General features: G+C 38.1%; 21 protein-coding genes. 11 read left to right on the forward strand and 10 right to left on the reverse strand.

The features are described 5' to 3' along the window. Nucleotides 1–87 precede the first annotated feature (87 nt). The gene (locus FHR28_RS11480) at nt 88–891 is read left to right on the forward strand and encodes a peptidoglycan DD-metalloendopeptidase family protein (RefSeq protein ID WP_374759583.1); all 804 of its coding nucleotides are present in this window, start codon (nt 88–90) and stop codon (nt 889–891) included. Between the two features lie 184 nt (nt 892–1,075). Here the strand turns inward: FHR28_RS11480 and FHR28_RS11485 are convergent, their stop codons facing one another. Beyond that, complete coding sequence (locus tag FHR28_RS11485) at nt 1,076–1,498, reverse strand: OsmC family protein (protein WP_004721138.1); 423 nt, start codon at nt 1,496–1,498, stop codon at nt 1,076–1,078. A gap of 151 nt (nt 1,499–1,649) precedes the next feature. Between FHR28_RS11485 and crp the strand changes: the two genes are divergently transcribed. Both crp and FHR28_RS11495 read left to right on the forward strand, forming a co-directional pair. Then, complete coding sequence (crp, locus tag FHR28_RS11490; protein ID WP_004721139.1) at nt 1,650–2,360, forward strand: cAMP-activated global transcriptional regulator CRP; 711 nt, start codon at nt 1,650–1,652, stop codon at nt 2,358–2,360. Nucleotides 2,361–2,689: 329 nt separating this feature from the next. Further along, nucleotides 2,690–3,739 carry an NADP(H)-dependent aldo-keto reductase gene (locus FHR28_RS11495; protein ID WP_166782620.1) on the forward strand — a complete coding sequence of 350 codons (1,050 nt, stop codon included), beginning with the start codon at nt 2,690–2,692 and terminating at the stop codon, nt 3,737–3,739. A 94-nt stretch (nt 3,740–3,833) separates the two neighbouring features. Here FHR28_RS11495 and FHR28_RS11500 read toward each other — a convergent pair whose 3' ends face one another. The 5 genes from FHR28_RS11500 to FHR28_RS11520 all read right to left on the reverse strand — a co-directional run bounded on the left by FHR28_RS11500 (nt 3,834) and on the right by FHR28_RS11520 (nt 8,705). Continuing rightward, nucleotides 3,834–4,619, reverse strand: a complete 786-nt coding sequence (locus tag FHR28_RS11500; protein ID WP_004721143.1) for a M48 family metallopeptidase — start codon at nt 4,617–4,619, stop codon at nt 3,834–3,836. Between the two features lie 111 nt (nt 4,620–4,730). Then, entirely contained in the window at nt 4,731–5,036 is a 306-nt protein-coding gene (locus FHR28_RS11505) for a hypothetical protein (RefSeq protein ID WP_056510530.1), read from the reverse strand. Between the two features lie 140 nt (nt 5,037–5,176). Then, a complete protein-coding gene (locus FHR28_RS11510; protein WP_004820958.1) occupies nt 5,177–5,968 on the reverse strand; it encodes a M48 family metallopeptidase in 792 nt (263 codons plus the stop codon). A 180-nt stretch (nt 5,969–6,148) separates the two neighbouring features. After that, nucleotides 6,149–7,468 carry an adenylosuccinate synthase gene (locus tag FHR28_RS11515; RefSeq protein ID WP_004721148.1) on the reverse strand — a complete coding sequence of 440 codons (1,320 nt, stop codon included), beginning with the start codon at nt 7,466–7,468 and terminating at the stop codon, nt 6,149–6,151. 70 nt (nt 7,469–7,538) lie between these two features. Then, entirely contained in the window at nt 7,539–8,705 is a 1,167-nt protein-coding gene (locus FHR28_RS11520; RefSeq protein WP_166782621.1) for an ATP phosphoribosyltransferase regulatory subunit, read from the reverse strand. Nucleotides 8,706–9,021: 316 nt separating this feature from the next. On the opposite strand from FHR28_RS11520, the gene FHR28_RS11525 reads away from it, so the two are divergent. Then, entirely contained in the window at nt 9,022–9,531 is a 510-nt protein-coding gene (locus tag FHR28_RS11525) for a hypothetical protein (protein ID WP_056510525.1), read from the forward strand. Between the two features lie 71 nt (nt 9,532–9,602). Here the strand turns inward: FHR28_RS11525 and FHR28_RS11530 are convergent, their stop codons facing one another. Then, complete coding sequence (locus FHR28_RS11530) at nt 9,603–10,145, reverse strand: cysteine hydrolase family protein (RefSeq protein ID WP_004721153.1); 543 nt, start codon at nt 10,143–10,145, stop codon at nt 9,603–9,605. 124 nt (nt 10,146–10,269) lie between these two features. On the opposite strand from FHR28_RS11530, the gene FHR28_RS11535 reads away from it, so the two are divergent. After that, entirely contained in the window at nt 10,270–10,680 is a 411-nt protein-coding gene (locus FHR28_RS11535; protein ID WP_056510521.1) for an Lrp/AsnC family transcriptional regulator, read from the forward strand. Between the two features lie 36 nt (nt 10,681–10,716). Then, nucleotides 10,717–11,301, forward strand: coding sequence for an RNA 2'-phosphotransferase (locus FHR28_RS11540; RefSeq protein WP_105712858.1), 585 nt, complete (start codon nt 10,717–10,719; stop codon nt 11,299–11,301). On the opposite strand, the gene FHR28_RS11545 is transcribed toward FHR28_RS11540, so the two are convergent. After that, nucleotides 11,287–11,748, reverse strand: coding sequence for an Lrp/AsnC family transcriptional regulator (locus FHR28_RS11545; RefSeq protein ID WP_016539073.1), 462 nt, complete (start codon nt 11,746–11,748; stop codon nt 11,287–11,289). The two genes, FHR28_RS11540 and FHR28_RS11545, sit on opposite strands and share 15 nt — an antisense overlap. A 151-nt stretch (nt 11,749–11,899) precedes the next feature. Here FHR28_RS11545 and FHR28_RS11550 point away from each other — a divergent pair, with 151 nt between their 5' ends. Next, on the forward strand, nt 11,900–12,643 hold the full coding sequence (locus tag FHR28_RS11550; protein WP_166782622.1) for an AzlC family ABC transporter permease: 744 nt from the start codon (nt 11,900–11,902) through the stop codon (nt 12,641–12,643). Then, nucleotides 12,640–12,939, forward strand: a complete 300-nt coding sequence (locus FHR28_RS11555; RefSeq protein WP_004721162.1) for an AzlD family protein — start codon at nt 12,640–12,642, stop codon at nt 12,937–12,939. The genes FHR28_RS11550 and FHR28_RS11555 overlap by 4 nt, the downstream gene beginning before the upstream one ends. Nucleotides 12,940–12,989: 50 nt before the next feature. Here the strand turns inward: FHR28_RS11555 and FHR28_RS11560 are convergent, their stop codons facing one another. Next, the gene (locus FHR28_RS11560; protein WP_056510516.1) at nt 12,990–13,286 is read right to left on the reverse strand and encodes a hypothetical protein; all 297 of its coding nucleotides are present in this window, start codon (nt 13,284–13,286) and stop codon (nt 12,990–12,992) included. Nucleotides 13,287–13,369: 83 nt separating this feature from the next. Next, complete coding sequence (locus FHR28_RS11565; protein ID WP_056510515.1) at nt 13,370–14,392, reverse strand: type I glyceraldehyde-3-phosphate dehydrogenase; 1,023 nt, start codon at nt 14,390–14,392, stop codon at nt 13,370–13,372. A 193-nt stretch (nt 14,393–14,585) separates the two neighbouring features. Between FHR28_RS11565 and FHR28_RS11570 the strand changes: the two genes are divergently transcribed. From FHR28_RS11570 to alaS, 3 genes are all read left to right on the forward strand, one after another. Further along, a complete protein-coding gene (locus FHR28_RS11570; RefSeq protein WP_228722058.1) occupies nt 14,586–15,332 on the forward strand; it encodes a hypothetical protein in 747 nt (248 codons plus the stop codon). Between the two features lie 29 nt (nt 15,333–15,361). Continuing rightward, nucleotides 15,362–16,138 (forward strand): hypothetical protein, encoded by a 777-nt coding sequence (locus FHR28_RS11575; protein WP_166782624.1) that lies wholly within the window; start codon nt 15,362–15,364, stop codon nt 16,136–16,138. A gap of 243 nt (nt 16,139–16,381) precedes the next feature. Then, nucleotides 16,382–19,075 carry an alanine--tRNA ligase gene (gene alaS / locus FHR28_RS11580; protein WP_259189940.1) on the forward strand — a complete coding sequence of 898 codons (2,694 nt, stop codon included), beginning with the start codon at nt 16,382–16,384 and terminating at the stop codon, nt 19,073–19,075. The last annotated feature ends 35 nt before the right edge of the window (nt 19,076–19,110 follow it).

The following is a 19,110-nucleotide window of genomic DNA, read 5'->3' on the forward strand; positions in this document are numbered from 1 at the left end:
TCTTGTCTTATAATTTAACAATCACATGCTTGAGCATCTGAATCAAAAAGCGAGATACTACAAAAAATTAAACCATGTATGTTATTTATGCCTTCAATCAAAAAACTTTTCCTACTATCTAGCTTAATTATAGCAACTCAATCCTTTGCCTTACCTCAAGACTCACGTCGTGCAGGTGGCATAGCGGTTATTCCTGTTCCTAAAACCGTGTTAAATGTCACTTACCAAGACAAACCTGTCTTGATCGTGGATGGTGAAAATTCAGTAAACCATATTGTTTTTGGTATTCCGCTTTCAGTACCACTGGGTACACTGCAATTACAAAGCTCTACAGGCCCAATTAATATTGAAGTGAAGCCATTTAAATATGCTGAGCAGCGCCTCAATGTAAAAAATCAGGATTATGTCAATCCAAATCAAGAACAACTTGATCGTTATAGCCAAGAAGCGAAAGAACAAAACAGTGTTTACAGCTCTTTTAGCCCTGCTCAATGGAAAGACTTTCCAAAATTCATCAGACCTACAGCAGGAAAATTTAGTAATTCATTTGGTCGTAAACGCTTTTTTAATGGTGAAGAGCGTGCTCCACATTCTGGTTTAGATATCCCTGCCCCCATCGGACAAAAAGTTGTTGCGCCAGCTGCGGGAAAAGTGGTTGCGACAGGTAATTATTTCTTTAATGGGAATACCGTCATGATCGATCACGGACAAGGTCTGATCAGTATGTTTTGCCACCTCAGTAAAATAAATGTAGAAAAAGGGCAAATCTTGAAACAAGGTGAATTATTGGGATTGGTGGGTAAAACAGGGCGAGTAACAGGTCCACATCTACACTGGGGAATGAGCTTAAATAATGCCAGAGTTGACCCACAATTATTTTTATCACCTTAATTTAGCAAGAAAAATGCTAAGAATCCGTTGAACGGTTGTTTCAAAAATGCTTATTTTTGAATAAATACACATTTTGTAATAATTTATTTTTTTTAATTTTGACCAGATAAGTCACCGACTTAAGTCGTCAAAACCCATTAAAAAAAAGCCAATCTTTTGATTGGCTTTTTTTTAATTAAGTCAGTTATTCTGCAGAAATAATTTCAAAATCATGGGTGATTTCGACACCACCATCGGACAGCATTTTACTTGCTGAGCAATACTTTTCGGCTGATAATTCAACAGCTTTAGCCACTTGCTTCTCTTTTACATCATGCCCTGTCACCACAAAATGTAAATGTATCTTAGTGAATACAGCTGGAATCGTGTCTGCTCGATCCGCTTTGAGCTGACAAACAACATTTGTTACATTTTGCCTAGATTTCTTTAAGATGGTCACAATATCGAATGAAGCACACCCACCAAGTCCCATTAATATGAGTTCCATAGGACGTGGTCCACGGTTTTCACCACCATATTCAGCAGAACCATCCATCACAATTTGATGACCACTTTCTGATTTTGCTTCGAAAGCAACATTCTCTAACCAATGAACGCTAGTTTGCATTGCAACTACCTAAAAAAAGCTATAAATTTACGGGGTACCTGTACACTAGCATAAAATGAGTTGATAAGGAATTTCATCTCTACTGCTTCTACGTGACGAGTTCAATTTAGATCAACAGATCTAGTTATTATCCAATTCGGAATTTTTAAGCATGTCTTCTAATTTTGCACAACTTAGTACAGATGCTTTGTCTCCTGGTCAACTACCTGAGTCAGTCAAAGCTTTGCTCAAAAGAGCCCACATCAATCGTTTTCCAAAACGCTCAACGATTATTGATGCAGGTTCAGAGTCAAAATCACTGTATTTAATTTTAAAAGGTTCAGTTTCAATTATTTTACGTGAAGATGATGAACGTGAAATTGTTGTTGCATATTTGAACCCTGGGGACTTTTTTGGGGAAATGGGATTATTTGAGCAGAATCCACAACGTACTGCGGAAGTAAGAACCCGTGACGTATGTGAAATTGCTGAAATTTCATATGACAATTTCCACGAAATTAGTAAACAATATCCTGACTTAAGTTATGCCGTATTTGCACAACTTGTTCGTCGTTTAAAAAATACAACACGCAAAGTAACTGACCTTGCATTTATTGATGTATCTGGTCGTATTGCACGTTGTTTAATAGATCTTTCAGCACAGCCTGAAGCGATGATCTTGCCAAACGGCCGCCAAATCCGCATTACTCGCCAAGAAATTGGTCGTATCGTGGGTTGTTCCCGTGAAATGGTTGGTCGTGTTCTAAAAACACTTGAAGAACAAGGCATGATCGAAACCGACGGTAAAGCCATCCTTATATTTGATGTATCTTTGGAAGAATCTAATTTTTCTGAAGACGAACTAAGCACAGATGATGAATAAAGCTTAAGAACAAATTTGAGAATTTAATTCCTTAAAGAATTATGTTGAATGGGATAAATATCAAATATTGTCAAAAAGTTAAAATATAGTTTAAAAGCAAACTCCCGAGTTTGCTTTTTTCATGTTGCGATAAATACACAGAGAATTACTGTGAGCTGGTCTCATGACCATGTTATAAAACAAGACCAAGCTAAAATGAGCATTTTATAAAAAAATCAGATAACTTTATCTTATTTTGATAATTAGAAACATTCTTTCACTTAGTTATCAAATTTAAATTACGTTATTATTCTCATAAGATACTGAATATTAATTTTGAAGGACATGAAATGAAGTCAAATCGTTTAGGGTATTCTGATCTTGTTGTACCTGAAATTTGTTTAGGTACCATGACGTTTGGTGAACAGAATAATCAAAATGAGGCATTTGAACAACTTGCTTATGCGCTCGATCAAAATATTCATTTCTGGGATACTGCTGAAATGTATCCGGTACCACCTAAACCAGAGACACAGGGATCGACTGAAAGCATCATAGGGAATTGGATTGCTCAAAACGGTCAACGTGACAAACTCATTATCGCCACCAAAATTGCAGGCCCCCAACAAGGCGGCAGTCAAATTCGTGACGGGCATACCAAGTTTATAGAAGCAGAGATCAGTAGTGCTATTGATAGCTCTCTCAAGCGCTTACAAACAGATTATATAGATCTTTATCAACTGCATTGGCCACAACGCCCTGTTAACTTCTTTGGCACGTTAGGCTACAGCAATCAGCTTGCGGCACGTACACAAGACATTACACCACTTGCTGAAACCTTAGAAGCACTCTCGAAAGAAGTGAAAAAAGGGCGTATTCGTCATATTGGCTTATCCAATGAGACACCTTGGGGTACCTTAAAATTTTTACATTTAGCTGAACAATTGGGCTTAGAAAAAATAGTGAGCGTACAAAATCCTTATAGTCTACTCAATCGTACTTATGAAATTGGGATGTCTGAGATCGCACAACACGAGGGCGTTGGCTTACTCGCTTACTCACCCTTGGCCTTTGGTTACTTAACTGGCAAGTATCGCCACGGCGCACGCCCTGAAAAAGGACGTATTACACTATTTTCTCGCTTTAGCCGCTATAGCAATCCACAGAGCGATTGGGCGACAGAACAATATGCACAGCTTGCAGAAAAACATGGTTTAAGCCTTACCCAATTGGCTTTGGCATTTATTAAACAACAATTTTTTGTGAGTAGTACCATTATTGGTGCGACTACGCTCGACCAACTGAAAGAGAATATTCAGGCCTTTGATACCCAATTGTCTGAAGAAATCTTATTGGAAATAGATGCGATTCATCTGCAGCAGCCAAACCCTGCACCTTAAACGCTATTTTTGAAACGCTCGTTGTTCTACGTTGTTTTCAATAAAAAAGGATGCATAAGCATCCTTTTCTATTCGATAGGTTTTATCAAAAAACTTATCTTCCGCCTCGCGCAGTATAAACTGCCATTGCAGCAGGTAAATTCTTTTTCATTGCATTGATACGATTGACATCAGATGGATGTGTTGACAGTAATGCAGAACCTTTTCCTCCACCCTGTTTCGCCATTTTTTCCCACAAGGTAATTGCCGCTTGAGGATTATAGCCAGCTTTCGCCATCATCATTAAGCCACCCTCATCCGCACGACTCTCTAAACTACGTGAGTATGGTAAGCCTACCCCGACTTGACTTCCCAAATCGAGCGCTGCATTGCCTAATTCACCAATTTGACTGCCTGCATAAGATTTACCAATACCAACTGCAAGATTGGTCAACGCTTGCGCACCTAATTTTTGTTTCGAGTGCTCTTCTAAAGCATGGGTCATTTCGTGGCCCATCACCGCAGCAACTTCAGCTTCAGATAGATTAAGTCGATTTACAATCCCTGTGTAGAAAACCACTTTACCACCGGGTGCAACATAAGCATTGATTTCGTCTGACTTAAGTACCGCCAATTGCCAATCAAATCTTTGACCCGTTTGGTTCATTTGATCAGCAAAAGGTTTTAATCGAATAAATGCTGCATTTACTTTTTTATAAGTTGCAGAAGTTGTATCTAAAGTCTTATTCAAACGTGCTTCTTGCACTGTTTTATTAAAGCCTTGTGTTGCATTTAAATTAAGCGTTGCAGAATCAGCACCTGCCATATCTGCGATAGTTGAGCACCCTGAAATTGAAATGGCAGTCGCCGCACAAAGACTAAGCATTAATTTATTGTTCATTATAATCAACTCCATGGAGAACAAATAAAAACATTGTGGATTATATGCAAATGTTACATAAGGATAAATCAATAAAATCCATTAATTCATATTAATTATGTAAGTGAAATATCACAAAAATTGAATCGCCAACCAATATATGAGACAAATTACATTCAGGGTCAAATATATGTTTTTCAATGGAATAATCTTTTGTTCTAAATGTTGATCATTTCTTTTGATAAACAAAAATGCATTCTGGATCAAAATAATAGGAACCAGTACACATGCAACCATCACACTCAAACCAAGCAATGCATTATTGATGATATTCAGATCATTGGTTTGTGCCTGAATAATCAGCATTGCGATCGTTGGAGCACCGCCCATTGCGAAAATCAGAGAATAAAATATCGTACTCGATATATTCTTTTGCATCCTACAAACTCAATGTGTGTCTAAAAATACATTTTAACAAGCTAAGCTTGAAAACCTAGTCTAATTGATATCGACTTTAGTCTTTTTTAGCTGTAAATAAAAAGCCCGATTTACATCGGGCTTAGCGTTCTGCGATCAAATTACTTTTTAATCACAGATTGATAGATTTGCTTTGCTTCAACCATGTTTTTGTTTAAATCTGAAATACGGTCGTTATTTGATGGGTGCGTTGAAGTGAACTTCTGTACCCCATTATTACTACCACCATCAATCTTGTTCATTTTTTGCCAAACGCTGATTGCTGCTTCAGGATTATAGCCAGCTTTCGCCATAAGCATTAATCCACCACGGTCAGCAGACGACTCTAAACTACGTGAATATGGCAAACCTACACCATATTTACTTCCGATATCTAAAGCTTGAGTTCCGACTGAGCCCAATTTATCGCCTGCATAAGTTTTGCCCATTTTCACAGCAAAATCTGTAATTGCAGTTGCGCCAGCACCACGTTTAGAATGCTCTTCTAAGGCATGGGTCATTTCATGTCCCATAATGGCAGCAATTTCAGCATCAGTCAGTTTCAATTGATTGACGATACCTGTAAAGAACACAACCTTACCGCCAGGCATGACAAATGCATTGAGTTCATTGGATTTAAGTACGCTCAATTGCCAGTCAAATTTTTGACCCGTTTGATTTGCTTGATCAGCAAAAGGTTTCATCTTTAAGAAAACAGCATTGACTCGTTTATATGTTGCAGATGTTGTATCAAGTGCTTTTTGTGCCTTTGCATCTTCAACAAGAAGTTTATAATCTGCTGCTGCATTGAGGTTTAAAGTCGCAGAATCATTACCCGTTAATTCAGCAACAGTCGTACACCCTGTTAAGCCTATAGCCAACCCTAAGCCAAGTAATAGTTTCTTGTTAATCATTATTTTCACCAAATTTCATAGATCTTATTGCAAGCTTCAAAACGAAGCTCAGCTCTTAGCGGCTGAATTATGTTGTATTTTACAAAAAAAATCAAAATATAATCACACTTTATTTAAAACACCTAAAAATAACAACAATAAAAAAGCTCCCGTAGGAGCTTTTTTTAAAGATTGAATCAATTAAGCATCAAATGGATGACGCATCACAATTGTTTCATCACGATCTGGACCTGTTGAAATGATGTCGATAGGACATTCAATCAACTGTTCAATACGTTTTACATAGTTAATTGCGTTTTGTGGCAATTGATCCAATGATTTCGCACCAAACGTAGACTCAGACCAACCAGGCATAGTTTCATAAATTGGTTTTAATGTTTCAAATGCAAGCGCATCTGTAGAACCTACACAGCCTGAATCTGCAGCTTCATAACCGATACAGATTTTTACTTCTTCCAAACCATCTAAAACATCAAGTTTAGTTAAGCAAATACCTGATAATGAGTTTACATCTACAGAACGACGTAAGATTTCAGCATCAAACCAACCACAACGACGCTGACGACCAGTCGACGCACCGAACTCTGAACCTACTGTACCCAAATGTTTACCAACTGCATCACCAACATCATTGGCAGCATCATAAACAAGCTCAGTTGGGAATGGACCTGCACCCACACGAGTTGTATAGGCTTTGGTGATTCCCAAAACATAGTCAAGATGCAATGGGCCAAGACCTGAACCAGAACTTACCCCACCAGCGGTAGTGTTCGATGAAGTTACATATGGATATGTACCATGATCGACATCAAGAAGTGAGCCTTGCGCACCTTCAAACATGATGTTTGCACCATCTTTACGATAGTCATGCAATGTTGTAATCACATCTAAAACTAATGGCTTAACCACTTCGCGCCATTGATCACAAAGTGCCAATACATCTTCAACTTTAACTGCTTCAACACCGAAGAATTGAGTCAATTGGAAGTTATGGTATTCAAGAAGCTCTTCAAGCTGTGCTTTAAGATGTTCACCACCACGTACTAAATCCGCAACACGGATCGCACGACGAGCAACTTTATCTTCATAAGCAGGACCAATACCACGACCCGTTGTACCGATTTTGGCATTACCACGTTTTTTCTCACGCGCTTGATCAAGTGCAATATGGTGAGGAAGAATCAACGGACAGTTTGGAGAAATACGCAGACGTTCACGAACGGGTACGCCTTCTTTCTCAAGAATATCCATCTCTTTGATCAATGCTTCAGGTGAAAGTACAACACCATTGCCAATTAAGCAAAGTACGTTTTCACGTAAAATACCTGATGGAATGAGGTGAAGAACTGTTTTCTTACCACCAACGACGAGCGTATGCCCTGCGTTATGTCCGCCTTGATAACGTACTACCGCAGCTGCTTGATCTGTGAGCAGGTCAACGATTTTACCTTTACCTTCGTCGCCCCATTGGGTACCGAGTACCACAACACTTTTGCCCATAATAGCCTCATTACATCATGCTGTTAAAATAGAAAACCAAATCGAATGACATGAACATTCAATCTGATACTTAAATTGTTTCGATTTTCCACTCACCTGCAACATTCACCATCTGGTGGGTTGCATTTGGAACTGAGTTTAAATCGTCATTACCTAATAACTGAATTACACTTAAACCTTGTTGACGTGCTACGGCAATCGCATCCAGCAAAGTGGATTCGGTACCTTTCGGTGCAACTACTTTTCCAATCTGTTGACGTTGACCCGCACTTAAGGAATACAAGTCACAAGAAAAGCCTGTTGCAGGACGCGCGCGTCCAAAGTGTTCACCAATACCATCATAACGACCACCTTGTGCCAACGGTGCAGCACGATTTGGTGCATACACGGCATACATTAACCCAGTGTGATAATGGTATGAACGAAGCTCTACAACATCGATACCGATATTGAGTTTTGGCCAACGTGCTTGAATTTCTGTATATGTTGTTTTAAGTACCTCAAAAGCATTTTTAAATGCTTCATCAGCAAAAATTTCTGCGCTAATATTCGCTTGCAATGCATCCAGATCACTTGCATAACGACCTAAAGCATAAAAATCAGAACCAAATTCTAAATCTTGAGTGAATTCAGCAAGTTCTGGTAGTGCTTTGCGCTGATACAAATCAGATAAATGGCTTTCTGTTGATTTGTTTAAACCCACATGTTTTACCAGACTTCTAAACAGTCCTACATGCCCTAAATCAAGATGGATACCATCAGCTAAACCTGCGGTATTAATCAGATTGAGCATCACGTCGATCATTTCAACGTCTGCGTCAATACTGTCTGAACCAAATAACTCTGCACCTAACTGAAGTGGTGCACGCGTGGTATTAAAACCTTGTGGTTTAGTATGAAGTACAGTCCCTGCATAGCAGTAACGCGCCACACCTTGTACTTGATGTACATGGGCATCAATACGAGCCACTTGTGGTGTCATATCGGCACGCACACCAAGTAAACGACCTGAAAGTTGGTCGATGACTTTAAAAGTGGCTAAGTCTAAATCTTGATTCGATTCGGAGAGAGAAGAAAGAGATTCGATGTATTCGATGAATGGCGTATACACCAGCTGATAACCTCGTGATGCGAGGAAATCTAAAGCTTCACGGCGCAATTTTTCAATTACTTGCGCTTGCTCTGGTAATACATCAGCTACACCATCAGGTAATAACCATGTCTCTGAAATGGGCATGTTGTAAACCTAAATCCTGTCAGCGCGGAAGTAATCCGCATAAAAAAATCGGGAACACACCCGATTTCTCTTATTTTAGCACGATCATCTGCGCCATGCATTAATAAAATAACTTTTGATGCCTAGATAATTTGACCACTTATGCATAATTTAGACAAAAAACCATCTATTACACATTATCCCACTTCAATTCTTTGTATTTATTTAACTTTTCACACCAGTGTTGATTGCTATTTGCGTTGTTGAAAATATAATTTATTCGTTTAGAAAAACAGCATCTATTTAAAGCAACTGAAATACTAAAAACTGGGGAAGTATGGAACTACATAGCAACTTATATTACACGCATCCAAATACGGAAATCATGCAAAAGATAGGCCGTTTATTTCAAGAGCATCGCGGTGAACAAGACAAATTTATTGCTGTTGCAGTTGAGCTCAATTCACAATTGGGGCAAGAACTTGCAGAAGATCTTTTAAATGCAGTTGACAATATTGAGTTTGATTTGGGTCCTGAATCATTACACGCTATTGCAGGCTATTCAGTTGCCCATTTTGTGCATGGTTCTTCAGGCGATGAGTTTATCGAAGCAATCTTACTTTTCTTAAAAGCATTACTCCCTGAAATTCACACACTGGCTTGGGGTTGTGGGGATGATGACCCGTGGGAATTCTGGTTTAAATTTGAAGACGATGAATTGATTCGCGAAGATGATGAACCTTTCAATGATCCTGAACAAGATGAAGAAATAAAATCCTCCATTTATACATGGTGGCATACAGGTTTACCTGAAAAAATCAAAGAAGGTTTCTTAAACCAAGAATAAATTTTCATTCAGATTTAAAGGGAAGTACAAAATCGAATCGCTGTACTTCCCTATTATTTTGACTCTTTCAGCTATTTTAAATAGTCCTCAATACTGACCACTTGTGAAAACATTTGAAAGGCTGACAAACAGGCTGTTTGTACATCTTCTGCTTCAACTGTTCTGTCTGAATAGCTCAATTGACGCGTCGCTGTAGCGTCTGAAATGATCGTCGGTTGATAAGCAAATTCTGCCGCTGCACGTGACGTCGCATCAACACACATATGCGTCATCATGCCACTAATCACTAATTTATCAACATTCAGTCGCTCTAATTCTGCTTTTAAAGTGGTTTGAAAAAAGCTATTGGGATAATGTTTTTCAATCACAATTGAATCGGTCTTAACACGTAAACCCGAATGTAGTGCTACACCCTGCGTTCCTGCTTCAAAAAATGTAGCATTGGGTTGATTGGCAATATGCTGAATATAAATAATCGGCTGCTCACGCTTTATAAACAGATCTTCTAATCGATTGATGTGTTTTAAAGCCTGTTCCGCACAGAACAACTCCATCTTCCCTTGAGGAAAATAATCGTTTTGGACATCTATTACTAATAATGCAGTTTGGCTCATGGTGTTTTCCTAACCCTTGTGTTGATGTTTTTATAAGATTAATCAAAACAACTGGCGATTTGCAGTCACTCATGAAAGAATAATAGATTAGAAACTTTCAAACTGAAAATTTGTTCAATTCACTATGTTGCCAAATGACCCAATTGACCTCAAAATTTTAAAAATACTAAAAACTGATTCTCGGTTAAGCAATAAAGAGATCGGAAAATTAGTACACCGTACAGGCCAAGCTGTAGGAAGTCGCATTGCTCGAATGCAAGATGAAGGCACAATTCAGAAATATACGATTACGCTACAGCACCAATCAACACAATTTATACGTGTGATGATGCAGACTAATGAATTTGAACAGTTTGAAGCATTTATCGCTCAATTTGAGTCAATTGAAAGTTGCTATAAAGTCTGTGGTTCCGCTTGCTATATGCTGGTTGCTCATTTTGATAGTCATGTAATCAATCTATTTATCGAGCAACTCTCTGAATGGGGACAATATTCAGTAGATAGTGTCGTAAGAGCAATTGAAACTCAGCCTTAATTTTATATCCAAATCCATATCATGTAAGAATAACAAATGAAATCTTCAGAAAAAACATTACGCGAACATAGTAAATTTCTAAGTTTAGTACTTCGACATCAACCAGAAACCATTGCAATCCAACTCGATTCTGAAGGCTGGACGGATGTACACATCCTTTTACAGCAAATGATCAAACACAGAAGACCACTTAAACTCGTAGAGTTGATTGAGGTCGTTGAAAGCAGTGATAAAAAACGCTTCCAACTTTCACCTGATCAAAACAAAATCCGCGCAGTACAAGGTCACTCTAGTGCTCAGGTTCAACGTGAGTATGTTGCTATTACGCCACCCGATACACTTTTTCATGGAACAGCAACTCGCTTTGTCGACAGTATTTTAGAAAAAGGCTTAATTTCAGGTGAACGTCATCACGTACATTTATCTGCTGATTTAGTCACAGCCCAGAAAGTGGGACAACGACATGGCAAAGTCATCATTTTCATCTTAGACACCAAACAGATGCATCAAGATGGTTTCCAATTTTATTGTGCTGAAAATGGGGTTTGGTTGACTGAACAAGTGCCGATAAAATATTTAAAGTTATTCGAAAGCGAATCAAAAAAACTAATCCAGCGGTAAGGCTGTGGTCTGTTTAATCTTCTGTAAAGGGATTTCAGTTTTGACATTCTGGATCCCTGGAATTTTATTTAAATGATTAATTTGAAATTTACGATATGCCTCTAAATCAGAAACCACAATACGTAAGAAAAAATCACAATCTCCTGCCATAAGTTGACATTCAACAATTTCAGAAATATTCATAATGCTTTCGATAAATCGATTGACCGCTTGTTCATCCTGACTCTTTAACCAAATTCGTGCAAAGACTGTCAAACTAAGATCTACTTTGTGTGGATTGACCAATGCAACATATTGGTCAATGATCCCCTCATCCTCCAGTTGCTTTACTCGTCTTAAACAAGGTGAAGCGGATAAACCTATCTGATCTGCCAATTCATTATTTTGTAGTTTTCCATTACGTTGTAATGCACACAAAATACGCCGATCTATCTGATCCAATTTCATAAAATTATTTCTAGTAGATAAAACCAAAAAATAACATATTCCAGCAATAATATTGCAAAAATTATTTTAAAGGCAGCAAGTTTAGCGAAATATAGCGAATCATTTGGCATAAAATAAAAATCACCTTGTTTTAGCGACCATTGAGCGACTCATGTTAAGTTTTAAGAACACTACGACTGAACTGACCTATTCAATTGAATTTAGAGAGTTTGTACGTGGGCTTAAAACCTCTATTCCAATGCTACTGGGTATTATCCCTTTTGCACTGGTTTTAGGAACACAAGCAGCACAAAAAGGATTTTCTGCCTTAGACGTTCCATTGTTAACAGGACTCAATTTTGCTGGTGGTTCTGAGTTCGCCATTATTGAAGTCTGGACGCAGCCACCTCAATTGTTGTTTTTAATTCTGATCACTTTTCTGGTCAACAGCCGCCATATTTTAATGGGTGCAAGTTTAGCACCCTATATTCGACATTTGCCCAATCGTAAAGCCCTTCCATTATTATTTTTTATGTGTGATGAGAGTTGGGCCCTTAGCATTACGGATTCACACAAACAAAACCCTCGCAATCCCTATGCAGGATTTAGTGTGTTTTTTTATATCGGCCTTTGTTTTGCGTTATATGTTATGTGGGTGGTTTTTACCACGATGGGAGTCGGCATTGGTTCTTTCCTTGGTGATGTCACAAAGTTTGGTTTTGACATGGCATTCCCCGCAGTTTTTCTAGTGCTTTTACGCGGAATGTGGAAAGGCTTTAAACCCGCACTGCCTTGGCTGATAAGTCTGATCGCGGCCGCACTGGCCTATTATTATCTACCTAAAGGCTGGTATGTATTGATTGGTTCTATTTCAGGAATTATCGCTGCTTTTTTACTGATTGGAGATGAAGAATGATTCATATGACGACATTCATCGCCATTGTTTGTGTGGGATTAACAACCTACTTAACTCGAATCTTAGGTTATTTACTGTTAAAAAATAAACACCTCAGCAAAAGAACCACGCGAATTTTACAGGTTATCCCCGGCTGTGTTTTGATATCAGTGATTGCACCCTACTTTGTTACGGATCAACCAGCCAACTTGATTGCAATTATCATCACACTGTTCGCAGCTTGTTATTTTTCATTATTACCCACTGTACTGATCAGCATCATTGCAACAGGGATTTTGAGATACTTTATGCTTTAAACGTTCTCAATAGCCTGTCACTCTTGACTTGATGCAATTCAAAACCTCAATTAAGGTTTTGAATTTTGCTGTAATATTTTAATTAATTCACCGTTTTGAAACTCAACTTGAGTCAAACGTGTTGAGGTATTGTCTAAAACTTCCTGCTGTACATGCATTTTTTTAGCCAAATCTTGCATAATTTGTAAGGTCTGTTTGAGATGTTGCTCTTGTGCATGGATCTGTTGCTCATGATTCTGCACATGCTTAAGCCATTCAAGGTTTTCTTTCTTTAACTTTCCCATTTGCCAAATCACAAACATCATGGCCAGATAAAGAATCACAATAACCAAATATATAAAAAACATCATTCACCCCCAACTAAACACGTCAATCTTCGTCTTGATTAAACTCAAGTCATTAAAGTTATTTTAAAGTGATAAATATTAGATTAATAAAATGATTCACACAAATCTAACAAGCGATTTGCATAGCCCCATTCGTTATCATACCAAGCAAACACTTTCGCCTGTTGCCCCACGACCATGGTTTGATTCAGATCAACAATCAGTGAATAAGGTGAATGATTAAAATCACTTGAAACCAATTGCTCATCTGTGACAGACATAATTTCAGCATAATCATATTTTGCTGCTTGAATTAAGGTTTGGTTAATTAAATGAGCTGTTACAGGCGCTTTAGCAATAAATGTTAAATCAATGGCGGCAACATTAATTGTGGGTACACGGATTGAAAAACCATCAATACGGTTTTCCATTTTGGGCATGACTTGTTTTAATGCACCCAAAGCAGAAGATGTTGTTGGAATAATATTTTGTCCTGAGGCACGTGCGCGGCGTAAATCTCGATGTGCATGATCCAGTACAGATTGATCTGCTGTGACCGCATGGATTTCAGTCATTAATGCGCTATCAATTCCAAATGCATCATCAATAATTTTGACCAAAGGGACTAAAGCCTGTGTGGTACATGACACACCTGAAATAATTTGATCACTGGGTTTAACATCATGATGATTTACCCCATAAACAATGGCAGCATCAACAGTATCAAAAGGTGCTGCACCGATAATGACGCGTTTAGCACCTGCTGTTATATGTTGTGTTGCAGCGGCTCTTGAACGAAACAACCCTGTACATTCTAAAACGACATCAATGTTAAGCGCTTCCCAAGGCAATAATTCAGGATTGGCTTGTCTTAAAATTTGAACTTTCTGTTTAATTTGCCGTGCGTCAATCGACATATAAAGCTGTCCATGTTCTTGTACGATATTCACCGCACCGTCAAAGCGACCATGTGTAGTATCGTATTTAAATAAATGAACCAGCGTTTCAACATCTGCAATATCATTAATGGCAACAATTTCAAAATGGAAGTTTTTCGGATTTTCAAACCAAGCGCGTAATACATTCCGTCCAATTCGCCCGAATCCGTTTATTGCCACACGTTGCATCAGATGTCCTTTTACAGCCAAACTACTTTATGCGCTATATGTTATAAGATTTAGCGTGACTACTGTTAGAATATGCTTTATTTAGTCATAAAAATTTCTCAAAAATAATTTTTTGATTCAGCTAGGATAAAAATAAATGTATCCATCCATTAAAAATATTTTTAAACTAAATCAATTATTTTATCTTTACTGCATGATTTTACTAGCCTTTCTATATACACAACCAACACATGCACAAAATGTCTATTCAAACTGCTCAGAAACACTAACTCAACAACTCATTCAAAAATTCAACTTAAACACACAACAAAATTTAGATGCACGTTATCCTGTATTCCAAACCTGCTTAACGATCAGTAAACACCAACAGATTATTGCAATCAGCAATCCTGTTGCTATGCAATCTGACTTTGCGGATTATGATTTGAATTTATATTTGATCGATACCGCATCTTCAAAAATTTTAAATCATTATACTTATCCAAAAACCATCTCTTTCGATGCCAGTCAGTTTGAAAATTTAAAATTTGATATCAATCCTTACTCTAAAACTCCCCATACTCATGTTATTGGATTGGCCTTAACCTATGGGCATTTAGGTAGAATTGACTATACAATACGTGAAATAAAGTTATTCAAAATCAGCAATCAACAAATGCAATTGGTTTTAGATAAATTTATGACGAATTACTCAGCTGGCGAAAGACCGTCTATATGTGAAAATAATGCACAAACCGAGACTCAAATTTTGCTTAATCCATTAAAACAGCAAAGTCATGGTTTAGCAGATATTCAATTAACTGAAAAATCCGAACGTATAACACTTGATGAGAAAAACTGTAAAACACACCGTATCGTCAAAAAACAAAGCCATATTATGAAATTCGATGGGAAAAAATATCGTTTTAAGCAGCTCAAATTTTTAGACTTTGGAATTTAATTAAATTTTGCAATTAAAAAGGTTAGATCATGAAAACATTACAAATTGTATTCAACACTGCACTTCTTTTGATTGCTGGAAATAGTTTTGCAGCACCTTATCAAACTTGCTCAGAACAATTACAAGACTCTTTAATTCAAAAATTTAAACTAACCAACCCACGTTTTGCCAATACTGAAGCCAAAACATATCAAAGCTGTATCCATTTAGACAATCAACAAAAAATTCAGTTGATTGCCATTAGCCAACCGATTGCTTATAAATCTTATGATGAAATGGAACATGATCTAAATTTATACTTAATTGACTCTTCTCAGCATAAAATTCTGCAAAAGTATAAAGCACTAGAAACTTTTTACTCAGATGCAGATCATTATGATGGAGCAAAACTCCATACGACCCGTTTTTCAACATTAACTGATATTGATGTCGTGGGTATTGAAACTTCATCGTCGCATCAAGGTGGTTTCACTTATAGTCACAGTAATTTAACTTTATTTAAAGTTAATCCTAGACAACCCATCAAAGAAATTGGCGGTATCAGTATGAATGATAGCGGCGATGAACGAATTGGAAACTGTCCAGAGAATAGTAATTCAGAGGTCAGAAGTATTCTCATTTTATCAAATAAAACGACACATGGCTTACAGGACATGATTTTAAAAGAAACCAAAAAACAGACCAAAACCAACTATAAAACCTGCACTTCTGTGAAAAAACAATATAAGCAACAACAAACGCTTAAATTTAATGGTCAAGTATATAAATTTCAGCATCATAACTTTTTAAGTATTGATCCTTTTTAAGCAAGCTTAAATCCGATAATGGCAATGTGGCTATGTTTTAAATTTATACAACCAAAATTTACCCCAGACGAAAGTTGAAAATGTATAGAAATACCAATAATTCACCTTAAAATCATTGGTGGACACTACATTTTCCGTTATACTTTGGCGTTTTTAAAAATAAGCCCGTGTGGTGACTGAGCGCCAAAATCAGACTCAGCAACACACTTTTAGCCAATACGAAAATTAAGGAGTGACTTGGTTGTGAGTACTCGTTTTATGACAACTGCTGAAATACGTGAAGCATTTTTGCGCTACTTTGAATCGCAAGGACATATACGTGTCGCGTCAAGTTCACTTGTACCTGCCAATGACCCTACTCTGCTTTTTACCAACGCAGGGATGAACCAGTTTAAAGACTGTTTCCTTGGATTAGAAAAACGTGACTATGTTCGTGCAACGACGTCGCAAAAATGTGTCCGTGCAGGCGGTAAGCACAACGACTTAGATAATGTCGGTTATACAGCACGTCACCATACATTCTTTGAAATGTTAGGTAACTTCTCTTTTGGTGATTATTTTAAGCGTGACGCGATTCGTTTTGCTTGGGATTTCCTTACTGGTGAAGAATGGTTAGCACTACCTAAAGATAAATTATATGCCACTGTTTATCATACAGATGATGAAGCGTTTGACATTTGGAACAAAGAAATTGGCTTAGCTGCAGATCGTATTATCCGTATTGGTGACAATAAAGGCGAAAAATACGCTTCTGATAACTTCTGGGCAATGGGTGATACTGGCCCATGTGGTCCTTGTTCTGAAATTTTCTTTGACCATGGCGATCATATTTGGGGTGGCTTACCGGGTACACCAGAAGAAGATGGCGACCGTTTTATTGAAATCTGGAACAACGTTTTCATGCAGTTTAACCGTACTGCTGATGGCGTACTGCATAATCTTCCTGCACCATCTGTAGATACAGGCATGGGCTTGGAACGTATTTCTGCTGTTTTACAACATGTCAATTCAAACTATGAAATTGACCTGTTCCAAGACCTATTAAAGTCTGCTGCTGAAATTATTGGTGTTGATACATCTGAAGCGGTTGCAACCGCACAAGCAAACAATAAACCTATTGAATACCCTGCTTCACTTAAAGTGGTCGCAGACCATGCACGCTCATGCTGCTTCCTGATCGCAGATGGCGTTAACCCTTCAAATGAAGGTCGTGGTTATGTATTGCGTCGTATTATTCGTCGCGCAGTACGTCATGGTAATAAAATGGGCGCAACGGGTACATTCTTCTACAAGATGTTGCAACCATTAATCGATGCTATGGGCACTGCTTATCCTGAGCTTGAACAACGTCGTAATGTGATTGAAGCAGCTTTGATTCGTGAAGAAGAATTGTTTGCCAAAACGCTTGAACAAGGTTTAAAACTGCTTGAAGGTGAATTAGCCAACCTCAAAGGTAAAACCATTCCAGGCGAAACCGTCTTTAAACTTTACGACACTTATGGCTTCCCTGCTGATTTAACCGCAGATATCGCACGTGAACGCGAACTGGAAATTGACGAAGCTGGTTTTGAAGTTGAAATGGCAGCACAACGTCAACGTGCACGCGATGCAGGCAAGTTTGCTGTTGACTATAACAGCATTGTGAAAGTAGATAGCGAAACTCAATTTGATGGCTATGAAGCAACTCAAGGTCAAGGTCAAATAATTGCGATCTATAAAGATAGCGTACAAGTTGATGAAGTCGTTGAAGGCGATGAAGCACTAATCGTATTGAACCAAACACCGTTCTATGCAGAAAGTGGTGGTCAGATTGGTGATACAGGTCTGTTCAAAAACGATACTGGTATTTTTGAAGTCCAAGATACTAAAAAATCTGGTGGCGCGTTTGTTCACCAAGGTATCGTGACAATGGGAAGCCTAAAAGCGACTCAAAATGTTGAAGCAATTGTAAAAGCAGATCTTCGTGAAGCAACTGCACGCAACCACTCTGCAACTCACCTTTTACATGCTGCTCTACGTCAAGTATTGGGCGAGCACGTACAACAAAAAGGTTCTTTGGTCGCTTCTGACATTTTACGTTTTGACTTTGCCAATGACCAACCGGTGACATTTGAACAAATTCAACAGGTTGAACGTATTGTAAACCGCGAAGTAATTGCAAACACCGCCGTTTCTACTGAACTTTTAGACATTGATGCTGCAAAAGAAAAAGGCGCAATGATGTTGTTCGGTGAAAAATATGGTGATGAAGTTCGTGTACTTTCTATGGGTTCAATCCAAGATGAGAAAAATTTCTCTATCGAACTTTGTGGTGGTATCCATGTAAAACGTACTGGCGATATTGGTCTGTTTAAAATCACCTCTGAAAGTGGTGTTGCAGCAGGTGTTCGTCGTATTGAAGCTGTTACGGGTACCAAAGCGCTTGAAATCGTTCAAAAATTTGATGCAGACATTTTGCATATCAACGATTTATTAAAAGCACAGAAAGATCAAACTGTTGAAAAAGTTCAATCAACGCTAGAAACAGCACATCAATTGCAAAAACAAATTGAGCAATTGAATCAAAAATTGGCGAATTTCCAAGCCTCTGATTTAATCAGTCAAGTGACGGAAATTGCGGGTCGCCAAACACTTATTGCCACAGTTCAAGGACAAGATGCGAAGTCTGTTCGTCATCTTCATGACAGTGTCAAATCAAAATTAGATAATGCAGTGATTGTGCTTGCGGCTGTAGAAGGTGACAAAGTTAGTCTTATCGCATCTGTAGCTAAAGATTTCACTGCAAATCTAAAAGCGGGTGACATCATCAAACACTTAGCAACTGAGCTTGGTGGTAAAGGTGGTGGTAAACCTGACTTAGCACAAGGTGGCGCGCCACTAAACGAGAAGTTTGAACAAGTGATGGCAGATTTAACTGCTTGGCTTGCTCAAAAATAATACTTCACCTTTTGTGTAACTGACCCTAATGCCGA

It is taken from the genome of Acinetobacter sp. BIGb0196, assembly GCF_011759595.1.
GTDB lineage: Bacteria > Pseudomonadota > Gammaproteobacteria > Pseudomonadales > Moraxellaceae > Acinetobacter > Acinetobacter guillouiae.

Excerpts from the sequence above, each read along its gene's own strand:
- FHR28_RS11485 (WP_004721138.1), bottom strand. The coding sequence starts at position 1,498 with ATGCAAACTAGCGTTCATTGGTTAGAGAATGTTGCTTTCGAAGCAAAA.
- FHR28_RS11520 (WP_166782621.1), bottom strand. The coding sequence starts at position 8,705 with ATGCCCATTTCAGAGACATGGTTATTACCTGATGGTGTAGCTGATGTA.
- FHR28_RS11495 (WP_166782620.1), top strand. The coding sequence starts at position 2,690 with ATGAAGTCAAATCGTTTAGGGTATTCTGATCTTGTTGTACCTGAAATT.
- FHR28_RS11525 (WP_056510525.1), top strand. The coding sequence starts at position 9,022 with ATGGAACTACATAGCAACTTATATTACACGCATCCAAATACGGAAATC.
- FHR28_RS11565 (WP_056510515.1), bottom strand. The coding sequence starts at position 14,392 with ATGCAACGTGTGGCAATAAACGGATTCGGGCGAATTGGACGGAATGTA.
- FHR28_RS11510 (WP_004820958.1), bottom strand. The coding sequence starts at position 5,968 with ATGATTAACAAGAAACTATTACTTGGCTTAGGGTTGGCTATAGGCTTA.
- FHR28_RS11540 (WP_105712858.1), top strand. The coding sequence starts at position 10,717 with ATGAAATCTTCAGAAAAAACATTACGCGAACATAGTAAATTTCTAAGT.
- crp (WP_004721139.1), top strand. The coding sequence starts at position 1,650 with ATGTCTTCTAATTTTGCACAACTTAGTACAGATGCTTTGTCTCCTGGT.
- FHR28_RS11545 (WP_016539073.1), bottom strand. The coding sequence starts at position 11,748 with ATGAAATTGGATCAGATAGATCGGCGTATTTTGTGTGCATTACAACGT.
- FHR28_RS11560 (WP_056510516.1), bottom strand. The coding sequence starts at position 13,286 with ATGTTTTTTATATATTTGGTTATTGTGATTCTTTATCTGGCCATGATG.
- FHR28_RS11535 (WP_056510521.1), top strand. The coding sequence starts at position 10,270 with ATGTTGCCAAATGACCCAATTGACCTCAAAATTTTAAAAATACTAAAA.
- FHR28_RS11550 (WP_166782622.1), top strand. The coding sequence starts at position 11,900 with ATGTTAAGTTTTAAGAACACTACGACTGAACTGACCTATTCAATTGAA.
- FHR28_RS11515 (WP_004721148.1), bottom strand. The coding sequence starts at position 7,468 with ATGGGCAAAAGTGTTGTGGTACTCGGTACCCAATGGGGCGACGAAGGT.
- FHR28_RS11500 (WP_004721143.1), bottom strand. The coding sequence starts at position 4,619 with ATGAACAATAAATTAATGCTTAGTCTTTGTGCGGCGACTGCCATTTCA.
- FHR28_RS11570 (WP_228722058.1), top strand. The coding sequence starts at position 14,586 with ATGATTTTACTAGCCTTTCTATATACACAACCAACACATGCACAAAAT.
- FHR28_RS11575 (WP_166782624.1), top strand. The coding sequence starts at position 15,362 with ATGAAAACATTACAAATTGTATTCAACACTGCACTTCTTTTGATTGCT.
- FHR28_RS11555 (WP_004721162.1), top strand. The coding sequence starts at position 12,640 with ATGATTCATATGACGACATTCATCGCCATTGTTTGTGTGGGATTAACA.
- FHR28_RS11530 (WP_004721153.1), bottom strand. The coding sequence starts at position 10,145 with ATGAGCCAAACTGCATTATTAGTAATAGATGTCCAAAACGATTATTTT.
- FHR28_RS11480 (WP_374759583.1), top strand. The coding sequence starts at position 88 with ATGCCTTCAATCAAAAAACTTTTCCTACTATCTAGCTTAATTATAGCA.
- FHR28_RS11505 (WP_056510530.1), bottom strand. The coding sequence starts at position 5,036 with ATGCAAAAGAATATATCGAGTACGATATTTTATTCTCTGATTTTCGCA.